This window comes from Caldicellulosiruptor sp. DIB 104C (genome assembly GCF_028198085.1).
Classification (GTDB): Bacteria; Bacillota; Thermoanaerobacteria; order Caldicellulosiruptorales; family Caldicellulosiruptoraceae; genus Caldicellulosiruptor; species Caldicellulosiruptor saccharolyticus.
The window spans coordinates 1,523,847-1,537,924 of sequence record NZ_CP116337.1; the positions used below are offsets into that span (position 1 = coordinate 1,523,847).

The following is a 14,078-nucleotide window of genomic DNA, read 5'->3' on the forward strand; positions in this document are numbered from 1 at the left end:
TTTGTTTATTTTGAATAAAGAAAATTTTAATGTGATAGGATTTTATTAAGGTATGTTTAAATACACATGGTTCTCTATATATCCTGTTCATTTATGTTTAAAATTTCACTGGGTAAACAACCTTTAACCCTTTTAAAAGCTCTTCTAAAGGTTTTAATGTTGGTATATCCTACCATTTTACTAATATCGTCTAGATTCCACTTTTTTTGCTTTATCAATTTATATGCTTCTTCTATTCTCAACTTTTCTACATAATCACTGAACTTAATACCTACTGCATTTTTAAAAATATTAGAAAAATAAGATTCAGATAAATTAAATCTTTCAGCGACAAAGGATATACTCATGTTTGGATTAAATAAGTTTTTGTTTATAAATTCTAATATCTCCTCTATTAATTTTTCCCTGGAAGCTTTCCTGTTTCTCTTGATTTGTTCTGTTATATTAATAAATACTTGCTTTATATCTTCAAATAACCTGTCGAAGTCATTTTCTTCAATAAAAATAAAGTTCTTAATGTCAAATAGATTGTCAATATTTACTTTTGTCCTATCTGCAATTTTAATAATTGTTCCAATTAACTCACTAATTAGCACATACTTTAAACTCAGTGATATATCGTTTTCTTCAAAGTTTTTATAATATAATAGGTTTAGAATTTCTTCAATCTCAGATATTTTCCCTAGATTAACTAACAACATTAATCTCTCTTCTATTTCTATTGGATACCATATATTATTATCTTTCTTAACAACATCATAATACCACAGTATGCCATTCTCAACGTTCTCTGTTGTGATTAATTTATTCGCTTCAATAAGTTCTTTTGCATCTAAAAATGAAATTCTACATTCGTCAATGTTATTAACTATACGGCCAACTGCAATTAAATATTTGTCACATATTTTAATTACTAATTTATCACCTATCAACCTCAGCAAAAGATTTACATTTTGACTTACTTTTTTATCTTCATCTTCATCAAATGCTAAAATTAAAGCAAGATCACTATTTGCAAGTTGGTAAACATAATAAAATACCAAGTTAATTTTTGAGTCAATCCTAATACTTTCTAACTCATTTTTTATTATATCTCTTGTTCTAACTTGTTTGGTAAGAGATAGCATTTTGATCATGGCAACTAAAAATTTTTTACCTCCAATTTTTAAGCCTATACTTTGGATTTTTTCTTCTATTGCCCCTTTGCTATAAGACCAACCATAAATAAGTTTTTCTATTATCATATCGTTTAATAATTCTTGTTTACTTGTTATTTTATTAAGAATCCTGTAATTTGTAATTTTAGTGTGTATTAACCTGCGGTCTTTCTCCTTTAACTCGTTTAACCTCCTAAAAGGAAGTATTTTATTTTCATTCTCCTCGTTTACATTTTTTAAGCCCTTAGTTATTTTATTTGTCCTTATTTTATATAATTTGATATAAATAGCATATAAACTTATAATAACTATGAAAATTGTAAACCCCGTTAGATACAATGTATAAACAGTTCTTGAAATGTATATTTCACTTTTTATGCTGTTATATGGTACTAGATAAACATAATCCCAATCATATACATTTGAAGCCAACCGTAAAAATATATACTTTTTATTTCGTATTGCTACTACATCATACAGGTTAGCAACATATTCTTTGGTTTTGCTAAGATTTTCTAAAATGTCATTTCTTATATTATTAATATCTGCTTTATTTGAAGTTAATATTCTTTTCTCACACCTATCATAAATTAAAATTATTGAATCTTGGCTGTTTAATTTGTTTTCTTTTAGTAGCTTCCGAAACTTAGCAACATCAATAATTACCAGAAGAATTGCCAATCGATTTCCAAAATTATCAAATGGAAAGTAATATGTTGCATGCAATGCCAATATTCTTTGCCCACTAATTAAATATTCTTGTGATATTAACTTATTTTTGCATTTACTGTTGTTTTTATTGAATATTCTATTGCGCCAAACGCGGCAGTTCATTCTGTCAGGTGAAAAGTAATTACAAAAATTTTCAAATCCAAATGTAAAAAAAGAGCCAAATTCTTCGGAAGCAAAATATACTATTTCTCCCTCGCATAAAAAAAGTACAATGATAGGTTTTAACTCTCCATTAATCATACTAATGTCTTTAAAGTGTTTATAATATTCAAAGTACTCCCACAAATCTGAAGAATTTTCTCTTAAACCCCTTAGATTCCCTACCCATTTTAATTCATCATCAGTAAGAATACGTGTAACTATCTCATTCATTTTCTTTAGTTCATAGTCTATTTTTTCGCGAAGTTTATCTAATTGAATTGACTTATTATTAATTCTGTCTCTTAAAATAAGTTCTTTAGTCATATATAATAAGAAAACTGACATTAGAAAATGAAGCAGAAAAACCATAACTAAAAAGATTAAGAACATATTTGCACTTTTTTTAAAACATATAATTCTTCTCATCTTCCTACATAAACCCCCTAACCCCTCATACTAAAAATTGTTGGATTTTATATGAATTTTAATTTTATTTGCTATAGCCACTTCACAATAAAGTTTATCACGCAACTTGTCACACTTTAAGCAAGAAAATTTTATTTTGGACAGGAAAATTTTAAGCACCTTTAAAAATAGTTTTTATCATATTACAGCAATTTTGTATGTTGGTTATTACTTCTTAATATGTATGCTATAGTCATTTCGTAGCTTAAAATATATCTCAAATTACACAACTTTATTTAAGCAATTTTCCCATATATTTTAATTTACTAAAATTATGTATTCAAACAAAAAAGGGTAGCACACCATACCTATAGATGTGCTACCCCGCTAAATTTTCATTTACCTACTTATTATTGATTGCCAAACAGTATTTCATATGTTGCATTAGCTATTGCTATGTCGCACTGTGCCCAGAACCTGTGATATCTGAACTCCGGTACCTGCCCTGACTTGTATGCCGCCTCTAACTTCGGCCAATCAGGATCTTGTTTGTACTTGCTCCTTATGTCTATAAACTTAACTCCACTCTTTATTACATCTCCATTCGGCATCTTCCCTGTCCATCCTGCCGGTATATATACCTCTTGCTCAAAAAACCTCTTGTAGTCCGCTCTCTTCTCTGGCGCTGACAATCCCTTGTCATCCCTGTACAACTTCCACATCCTGTCCAGCAATTCCTTCGCTAAATTCTTCGCTTCCTCATCAAATACCCCATACTTCTTCGTCCCTGCACTATAGTACAACAACGCATTCGCCAATGATGCTGTTATTCCTAAGTCAGTACCATAGTCCACTACCTTAACATGTAAGTTGCTATTCCCTGTATACGCCCCGTTCCATGTATCAGGTTGTCCGCTCCAATCAAGCGTCGACGGTATCGCAAATGTACCATCACTATTCAACTTCACTACACTCTTAATCCAGCTTACCCACTTCTCAAGCAGTGCACCTGCGTCCTTATCTCCTGTCACATAGTAATACTCCGCTACCCTCTGCATCGACCATGCCTGGAATCCAAACCATGTGTTGCTACCCGGGTCCCTATACACAGGGTTCGGTTCATACGCCATTCCATAAAATGTCGCTGTACCTGCCGGATATTTCTCGTACCTGCCATTCCATGAATTTGTCGCGCCTCCTGCTATCGCTCCCTCCGCTGACTGCAACCACCTGTAAAATTCTATCTGCCTCTTCAAACTCTTCGCCCAGTCGCTCGCTCCGTTCGGCGACTTCGGCTTCATATCACTATCATTCGCTAATGCCCATGCCGCCATCGGATTCTGATATCCAAAGTGCGCGTGGCTGCACCCTATCTTCCATGACCATGCTCCATCCAATGCTCCGCCCCATGCATAATACCATGATAGCAGATAATGTGCACTGTCATACCCTGTTCCTCCAGCCGCATTCTTGTCCTGACATCCTAATGGCTTGAAATACTTGTCAAACATCGCATACCTCAAATAGTCACCCATCTTCGCTGCCTTCGCTACATAGCTGCTTATCTCATTAAACTTACCTTGCTCCTTCGCCCATTCCTTCGCCCAGTAAGTAGCCTGAATAGCTCTCGCATCCGCATCAGGTGCATTCGTGTATCTCCACTGCTTCGAATAGTTCTGATCCTTAATAAACAGATCTAAAAATCCATTCGGTCCGCCCCATTTGAATTCCTCCCAGCTCGGATGCGGTACAGTCTCCCATACAGACTCCTCAGGCCCTCTCTGGAACGTGTTGATAAATGATGCACGGCTCACTCCGTCCCCTCTCTTGCCATATCCATACCAGTTGTCTACGTCCATCAACCAGTGCATACCATACATCAATGTGCTACCATATGTGCTCACAAGTTCATTATGCAACGGGTCTTTGCCAACAGGTACATTAAACTCCAACGGCGATGGATACTTGTCCGGTGTCTCCCACTCCCCTGCGTATGTCGCTGGCTTGTTAGGATCATATGACCTCATCGGCTGATCTTCAGCCGACGGTATCATATACTTCTCTAATGTGTCCCATGCCGTCTTAAACTTGCTCCAATCACCCGTCAACTTCCCATACACTGCCTCAAGCCATACATAATACGAAAATGCTTCACTCGTGGTCAAATGACCATAATCAGGTGCTTCGCATATCAATGTCTCTACCGAATGATATGGTATCCCATCCTGGTTAAAATACCCGCTCGCAGGATCATGTATCTTGTTCCACAACCACATAAACCTCTGCCCATATTCTCCAAGACCGCTCGGTGTGCTGCTCGGTGTAGGTGTCGGAGCCACTGTCGGCGTCGGTGTTACCGTCGGTGTTGGAGTTGGTGTCGGAGTCGCTGTCGGGGTCGGTGCTGGGGTCGGAGTTGGTGTCACTGTCGGGGTTGGCGTCACTGTCGGCGCAGGTGTCGCTCCACTCGGCTCCTGGCCCCATACCAGCACTCCATCTATATACGCTGTTACCTTCTCATTCTCTCCATAACTCGTCATGCTCTGTAACCATGACCAGTCATTCCCCTGATTGTAATTGCTCCAGTCATCCTTGTTAAATCTTATCTGTATCTCTCCTGTGTCCTTCCCAGGCTGTAACTGCCCAGCTCCACTCTTAAATCCTATCTCCAAGTAATAATCCGCTCCACTTACACTACTGCTCAGCTTCACAAACTTGAATGTTACATTGCTTGCTCCTATCTGTGCCCAGTCTGATATCGCACTCTGTGCCCTCTCACCATCTACCGTGTACCAGTACCTTATCGTTACCCTGCTCAAATCTATGCTACTGCTACCACTATTCACTACCTTCAACCATGGCCTTATCGTGTTTGTAGTGCTGTTTGTCTCCTTGTTAGCATACAGTACCTTTATCTGCCCACCTGTCGCAGGTGTGCTAACAGGTGTTGGCGTAGGTGTCGGTGTTACCGTCGGTGTTGAGGTCGGTGTTGGTGTTGGTGTCGGGGTTGGTGTTACTGTCGGCGTAGGTGTCGGGGTTGGCGTTACTGTCGACGCAGGTGTTGGTGTTGGGGTTGGAGACGCAGTTGTTGTTGAAACTGGCGCTGATGTTGGAACAATAGCACTGTCAGCAATTTCTCCCCATTTTATACCTAAGCCGTTGGTAGCAACGAATACTCTTCCATATACTCTCGGGTCTCCAGTAATGTCAGCATTAGCACAACCAAACTGATTATTATCGTCATTTATTCTCACCCAGCTCATTCCTGCATCATCAGATCTAAATATGCCTCTGATACCATTAATTTTAGCATATGTGTATATCGCTGGGTACGTTTTTCCCTCTGCGGGTTTACCAAATCCAATACTTGCTGCTTCATTGACATTTTCTATTTTTGTAAATGTATAGCCGCCATCAACTGAATGCCACATTCCATTATCACCAACTAACCATATATCGCCTTCTCGACCGGGAACAGCCTTAAAATTGCCGCTTGTTGGTAAACCAGTAGCTGGTGACTGAATGAACGTTTTACCTTTATCGTTGCTAATGTAGAATTTTCCATCTTTAAAAGCATAAAACTTGTTCGGATTAACTCTATCAGAGTATACTATTGCTCCTGAAGGTACATTAGCACATTGATTCCATGTATTCCCATTATCCGTAGAATAACACACTGGTGCTCCTTTTGGTGCCCAAACGACAACACTACCATCAGCAGCTGCTGCAACTGTTCCACCTTCTGTCATTCCTTGAGGCTCTTGATTACCCTGGAACCATGATTTTCCACCGTCATATGAAAAACCAATTCTATTTGTATTTGGGTTCCATTTTTTATCTACATTTCCTACACGCACCATAAAGTTAGGATTTAATTCAGCGTAATCTATATCCGTTGTTGACCCCATATTGGGCTGAGTATATGTCCAACTTGGTGCCTTTTCTAAATCATCGTGTCTAAACCCTGCTATATCATATATTGCACTAAATAAATGTGGTCCAACTGGAGGACTAACTAATGCTGCAACAGAAGTTTCCTCTATTCCAATTCCCTTTACCTTGATAGTTATCTTTTCTCCTCTATCCCATTTTGTCAAATCATCAGAACCATATAATGTGGCACCTGTACCATACAACATTCTATCAGAATTAAAAGGATCTATTTCAAGGGTTGCAACCATCCATCCAAGTTTAGGACTTGTCTCAGGTGGAACTGGACTTGTTATACCAAAGTTTAACCACGGAGCTGCCGAAATATCCATTGTATAATGCAACGTTCTGTTAGGATATCCAGCCCATTCCCATATACACTTCCATGTTTCACCACCGTCTGTACTACGCCAGATATAAGTATCAGGCCACCATGAACTTAATGCCGCAACCATAACGACCTTCGGGTTCTGAGCATCAATTGCTAACCCACCATAACCAAAATAAGTATCTTTTGCTGGCATTGGGCTTATATTTTTCCATTCCCCAGTTTTAGTATTATACCTCCATACTTCACCATAATCACCATTATATGGCCCCTGCGTGTTACTATAAGTTATATATAGCATTCCATCTGAACTTAATTTCGCACGTTGTGGAAGTAATCCTGTTGGTTGCCCTGGTAATGGTTCCCACGTTTGCCCACCATCTTTTGTATAATATATGCTTGTATTTTTATCTGCAACACCTACATATATTACTTTACTTCCCTCTCCTGGTTTTCCGCTTGATGGATCAAATACAACCCACACAACGCCTGTGATATGATTTAAATAATCGTTTGGACAATTAGGATCTTCGATATATGTCCCTGGGTTTGGAAAGCTATCAACTTTTTTCCATGTAACTCCATAATCGGTGCTTTTCCACAATCCATTCCCTTCTCGTGTACCTAAATATAGGATACTATTGTTATTCGGATCAATTGCTAATCTCTCTCCCATATTACGACCCGGCATATTGCCACCCAGTTTGAACGGCAAAGGAGTTCTTTCAAATGTATTACCTTTGTCTTTTGAACGTAAAAGAACACCGTTCATGTTTGTCCAACTATTCGTGTAAGTACCAGCAGCAATGTAGAGTCGATTTGGATCAACAGGATCTGTTGCTATACTTTCTACGCCTAATAAATTCCACTCATCAAAACTAACCCAATTCATAAGCTGTGTCCACGTATTGCCACCATCTGTACTTCTGTAAGCACCGCCAATATCTGTTCTTACATAAACCAAGTTTTTTTCCTTAGGATTAAAAACTATTCCCGTAATAAAACCGCCGCCACCTTCAATTTTTACATTTTTCCAAACGTATTTTTGAGTAGCAACTGTACTCTCTGCCCTCACAGGAATGACTAAACTGTAAAGAGTTGTACACAGAAAGATAAGTCCAACAATTAACGCTATACCCCTTCGCATTTTAACCCCCTCTTTTCTCTTTTTTTAAATAGGAAAGTATTTAAAGCTTACATGTTACATGTACAATATTACCTTCCTTTTATCACCCCACATCTGTCACTGTGTTGTTTTAGATTTGATACATTATTCTTTTTAACAACATTTTATACTTTTGAACTGCGCTGAATCTATAATTATCTTGCAAAAAATTATTACAATATTGCTCTTAATGCACTAACAATTGTTGGACTTTTCTTATCGCATATGCAATGTGTAAAAAAACTAGAATTCTATTTATAGATCTTTTACTCTGTCTTTATAAATACTGATCTTTGACATTTTTTTCAAGCTCTCAATATACGACTTGAAAACTTCATCCTTCTTTTGTTTTATTAACTTGGTTTGAATTTCTCCCTTCACTTCATCAAAAGGCATATACTTTTCATCAATTACTTTTACAATGTGATAACCATTAACAGTTTTAATAACGTTGCTAATTTGACCAACAGCTAATTTGAATACCTCTTCCTCAAAAACACTGCCGTACTGAGCTTCTTTTTCACCTTTTCTAAAGTAATCAATAATTCCTTTTTTTCCGTCTAAACTCTCAACTTCTGAATACTTTTTAACTAACTTTTCAAAATCCTCTCCCCTCTTTAACTCTGATATTATCTCATTTGCAACTTTCCTCTTTTTGGCATCCTCTTCTGCATTTTCTACTCTCAGAAAAATGTCCATAACTTTTATTTTTCTAAACTGACTTTTATTAGCATTATAATATTTAATCACTTCTGAGTCACTAAGTGTTATTCTTTCTGTAACATATTTATAGAGTTTATTAATGATTCTCGTCTTTTGTAAGTCTCTATAAAAATGATTTTCGTCTGAACCAATCTTTCGGAGATACTGATTAAAATAATTTCTCATTTCCATGTCTCTTTTCAACTCTTCAATGTATTTTCTTATTTCATCTTCTTCTTGTCTGGTAAGATAAATATTTTTTCTCCTTGCTTCCTGCAAGCATAGTAATTCTTCAATTAAAATCCTAAACAATTCATCTTTCAATAACTCTCTATATGTTTTTCCATTAAACACTTGATCCAAGATATCCGTACGTGATGAAAATTGAATTGCATTTTCTTTTAATGTATTAAACCTTATTTTATACTCCCTTTTAGTGATTTGATCACCGTTTACCTCCAATACCACTTTATTATCATCAATCATTTTAACAATATGATCCTTTAAGATAAGCAGTGACAATATGATTGATACAAAAATTATACTGGTTATTACAATCAGACTTTTTCTATTCATATAATAAGCCTCCTAATATAGTATATTTTAGTTATTCTCTATTTAATAATCCAGTAACTTTAACATTATTTTTTCAGTATAATGACTTTCATTCCTTTATCTATAGTATATGCCCAAATATTGTCATTTATTTTCATTACAGAAAATGTTTTAAACTTGTAAAAGTACTTTTTATTATTCACAATTACTATTAAAAACCAAATGTCATTTTGTTTAGCAAATATATAATTCTTTTTATGAATCACAATTTGGTCAAATTTCGGTTTCAAAAGTATCTTCCCTGTTTTTTTCATTACACCCCATTTTCCATTTTTTAAAAAAGCGATATACTCATCTTTTACTTCACCAATTAGGTCATATTTTGGGGGTATTAAAACCTTCCCATCTGTCTTTACTATTCCCCATTTTTTATCAAGATAAGTCACAATTATGTCTTTATCAGCTATCCAAATTGAATCATATTTTGGTTTAATAACATATTCTCCCTTCTCGGTTATTAATCCCCATTTTTCTTTAACCTTAACTGCCGCTAATCCATTGTTAAATACTGATATATCTTGTGCTTTTATGTCAATCGTTTTTCGTGTATTAAGATTTAATAACGTGACCACGCCATTATTTTGTTTTATTGAAATTATTTTGTTTGAAGAAACAACTACTGAATCCCTTTTAAAATTTTTAGGTAACATTTTGCCATCAGAAAACATAATATGTAACTTTTTGTCCTTTTTTAGTTCAAACCAACCTTCATTGTGGACCCATATTTCATCATATATGGGTGGACAAAGTTCTGATAATGTTTCAAGATTTAATAAGCCCCACTTATGATTTCTAAAAACTGGCAGTAATTTTCCAATGTTTAACGAATAATTGCTGTAGTTTTCTTTGCTCTCTTTTTTGTTTGCTATTGATATAACTTTATAATTACTCTTTTCCTTGGCAACAAACACACCTTTGTAATTTAAAATTTGCACTTCGTTGTATTTAAACGGAATAATCTGATTGCCCTTTTTATCAATAATACCCCATTTATTTTGCTTTTTAGCTTGAATCATTTTATTCGGATGTATAATTATATCTTGGTACTGTGGCTTTATAGTAAAATTACCTGACTTATCTATAATTCCCCATCTGTTATTGATGCATACAGCTGCTAACTGATTTGTGAACGCAGACACATTGTCAAATTGCGGTTTTATTCTAATCTTTCCATGAATATCGATAAACCCCCATTTATTTCTAATCTTTACTGGAATCATTCCCTCGCTTTCTAACAGGATTCTTTCGTATATAGGTTTTGCTATAATTTTTCCTTTTATATCCATTACTCCCCATTTGCCGTTCTTTTCAAACATAGCCAATTTACTATTGATGTATGCTACATTTTGATAACTTTCGTTTGAAACAGCAAAAAATTGGTCAGCAATATTTCTCTTGACTACCATTAAAGTTGTGCCATATATTATGAACACCACCAGTGATAAAATTAATACTATTATAAGACTTCTTATAATAGGCAACTTTAAAAGTTCCTTAGGTTGATTTTTCGTTAGCTGTTTTTGGACTGCCTTGTTCTTCTTTTTGCGTTTCATTTTAGTGCACCCCCTTTTGTATATTTTTTGCTTTTGTATTTTTACTCTCTAACACCCATACCTTTTTTCTTGCATTTCAGTAGGTTGTGAGTAATAACGTAAAGTAGCACGATGAGAATCATAATATTGGCTATTGCCACTAAAAAGTTAGAAAACTCTCTTTGTACAAAATAAATATTTGACAGAGAAAGGTCTAAAACCTTAGATATATTCATAAATGATAACAACGAGATAACCACTGCACCCCTTAACAATATTATGTCATTACTCATCAAATATAACATTAGGCAAAATAACCATGCAAATATAGCGTACCTCTCATGCATCCCAGTCATAAAATTATACGAAAGTAAACCAACTATTAAACCACCTTGCATAAGATACTTTAGTTGGACTATTTTATCGTTTGTTTTATTCAATCCAAGGCCAAATTGCACTAACACCAAAATGTAGGCAATTGCCAATACAATTAGATTTATGAAATTGTACATACCGCCTATTTTAACCCAGTTAAGACCCGCAGCGTAATAGATATTAAATGCATTTACTGTATAGTAAGGATATTCTCCTGCTACTTTCGCAAAAAACGCAGGAAGCCATAATATATCTTTATAAGGCATAAAAAGAAAATATAAAGCACTACTTAGAATGCCAAAAGAAATTATTTGTTTTACTACGTCCTTAGTATTATTTCTTATCCAAAGATTGTATATCCAGTACAGTATTATTAGTGGTAAATATAAAATAAATTGGGGTTTAGTGAATAATAAATATGCTGTTACACATCCAGCTAAAATGTGAGAATTATAAACTAAACTTACAAATAATATAACAAATAACATTGATACAAAGTTGTCACTTTGACCCCACAGTGAGGAAAGCATTATTAGTACTGGATTAAATAAAATTACTATACTTTCCACTCGCGTTAGTCGACTTCCAAACTTCCGTTTAAGTCCTAACACCATAATTATAATAGCAACATCAGCTATAATGTTCGGTAATTTGATAAGTAGTTCTTCTGAAATAGAATATGAAACAATTGAAACAATGTTTTTAAGTAATGCTAAGACAATTAAATATCCTGGTAAATAATCAATAAAAATATTCTTTTCATAAATGTTGAACATATCATTTGAAACAATATTCATCCATACCTTGAAGCAGTTTACATCTATTGGATGTCCTGATACTGCCCTACCTAAAGCTAACCTAACAAAAAATGCTACTATTAACATCCATATTAATTCTGCTTTTGTAACGAATGACTTTTTATCACCAAAAATCAAGTAATAACTGTATAAAATAATTCCAATTAATGTTGTAATACCTACTATTATTCTATCTGGTTGTCTGCTTTTAAATATTGCTTCACTGAAATTAAAAATCCACCAACTCAATAACAATATTGTAGTTAGGATACCATACACAATAATTACTCCATCTTTCTCATTTGAAATCTCTTGCTTGTTTATTGCTTCAAATTTTTTATTTGTCATCTTTTTCCCAATCTCCTTTTTATGTTTATCCTATTATTGCTAAAATATCCAACTTTTCATTATTCTTAATAACTCAATGTACTTAGCTGATACTGTTAAACCGCTCACAGCTGGATAGAATATGACAAGCATAATCAATCCCAAAACACTTAAAGTAATTGCAACCTTCTTTTTTAAACTTTGCTTAAGATTTAGATTATCAATTACCATAACTACTGCTATATAAAGCCACGGTAATGCGAGGTAATAATGATATATGAATTTAATTCTGCTTATGAAAATCCAAGGAACAATTGAAGATACATAACTTGCAATTACTATAAAAAGACTCAAATTGTTTTTGGGATTTTTTGCGGCAATTACCAATAAATATACCATTGCTAATAACCCCAGGCCCCACATAACTGGATTACCTAAATATGCAATAGTCGAACGCAAATTCGTTGGCAGCGAATTATCAAAATAAGCCCATAGCGGTTTTGTTGATAAAAGCCATTGATACCACTCAGAAGAAAATGGATGCGTTGCTACTAATGTTGAATGGTATTTCCATATATGTTTTTGTAACATTATAAAATCACTTATAATTGCCCATGGTAAATTGTGATATGGATACTTTATAGTTATTGGTAAATACGCAAGATAATAAGGTATTGTGAAAGCTAAAATAGACAATACACCTTGCTTGACTGTTTTTAAAATCCAACTTTTGTTATTATTTTTTATAATATTATAAAGCTTATAACCGAATGAAATAGTTAGTACAGGTATAATTGGATACAAGGCATTCCATTTACACGCAAAAGCCAACCCCCCAGCTGAAAAGGTCAAAAAGTATACTATATCTGTCCTCTCTAATTTCTCTCTCATGTGACGCATATTATTTATGTATGACATCCCAAGAATAGAACATAAAATAACAAAAAACAAACTAAATGTGTCAATGTTTGCCGTCCTCGATAAACTATTGTGCAAAAAGTCACTTGCCAGCAGTATAGTAATTGCTATTCCGCACCAAAATGATGGTTTATACAGTTTTGTGAGTAAAATTAATATAAGGACTAACACAATTGAACCAAAAATTAAGTTAACAAATCTCCACCCAAATGGATTTACTCCCCATATTGCCATTCCGATTGATATTAACCACTTACCCAATGGCGGATGGACTAAATCATATGGAGGCAATCCCTTTAAAAGTTCATAAGCTGTCCTCGCGTGATATATTTCATCAAAATATGAACTGTAACGGTAATTTAAAATTGTTCTCATTTTTGACTGTTCATCAACTATATTGTTAGGATTCCCTATATATTTTGAACCTTTTAAAATGTTAATTACTGCTTTCGATAAGTTTAAGAAATTTTTGTAATCCTTCCGTGCTGCAATTTCTTTGATCTCAATATTATTTCCGTGTGTTACAATGATGATTTTGTCAACAATATTGTTCACTGGTACAATTTTCCCTTGGTAAAAAGCAGCTTGAACAGATTGCTGTAATATTATAGAGTTATCTTTTAAAAATTGTACATCAATTTTTCCATCGCCATAACCAAAATAGGCAAAGAAATCTTTTATAAATTCTTTTGCAATAGAAATTTCAATGATGCATCCTTCTTCCTTAGGAGCCCAATATGTTACTGGGATATCTCTTGAACCAATCGTAATGACTTGTAACGTAAAGTATATTGTTGCAATTAGTATCGCAAAAATTATTAAACTATTTTTATTTTTCATTAACTTTTCACTCCTTTAATTTTTAGCATAGAATATTTTAATTTTATGATGACATTTTCTAAAATGTATGTCATTAATTGAATACCATTAATGATATTAAATGGTTATTTCCCAGCC

At 34.3% G+C, this 14,078-nt stretch carries 6 protein-coding genes; all 6 read right to left on the reverse strand.

Annotated features, from left to right (window positions below):
• Positions 1-74 precede the first annotated feature (74 nt).
• Complete coding sequence (locus tag PGC14_RS07800) at positions 75-2,456, reverse strand: helix-turn-helix domain-containing protein (protein ID WP_271628588.1); 2,382 nt, start codon at positions 2,454-2,456, stop codon at positions 75-77.
• A gap of 389 nt (positions 2,457-2,845) precedes the next feature.
• Complete coding sequence (locus tag PGC14_RS07805) at positions 2,846-7,837, reverse strand: glycoside hydrolase family 48 protein (RefSeq protein WP_271628589.1); 4,992 nt, start codon at positions 7,835-7,837, stop codon at positions 2,846-2,848.
• Between the two features lie 273 nt (positions 7,838-8,110).
• Positions 8,111-9,133, reverse strand: a complete 1,023-nt coding sequence (locus PGC14_RS07810; protein ID WP_011916645.1) for a peptidylprolyl isomerase — start codon at positions 9,131-9,133, stop codon at positions 8,111-8,113.
• A gap of 65 nt (positions 9,134-9,198) precedes the next feature.
• Positions 9,199-10,725: a WG repeat-containing protein gene (locus PGC14_RS07815; protein WP_271628590.1), complete on the reverse strand. Its 1,527-nt coding sequence runs from the start codon at positions 10,723-10,725 to the stop codon at positions 9,199-9,201.
• 41 nt (positions 10,726-10,766) lie between these two features.
• Positions 10,767-12,224 carry a hypothetical protein gene (locus PGC14_RS07820; protein ID WP_271628591.1) on the reverse strand — a complete coding sequence of 486 codons (1,458 nt, stop codon included), beginning with the start codon at positions 12,222-12,224 and terminating at the stop codon, positions 10,767-10,769.
• 39 nt (positions 12,225-12,263) lie between these two features.
• Positions 12,264-13,961: a glycosyltransferase family 39 protein gene (locus tag PGC14_RS07825; protein WP_271628592.1), complete on the reverse strand. Its 1,698-nt coding sequence runs from the start codon at positions 13,959-13,961 to the stop codon at positions 12,264-12,266.
• Positions 13,962-14,078 lie beyond the last annotated feature (117 nt).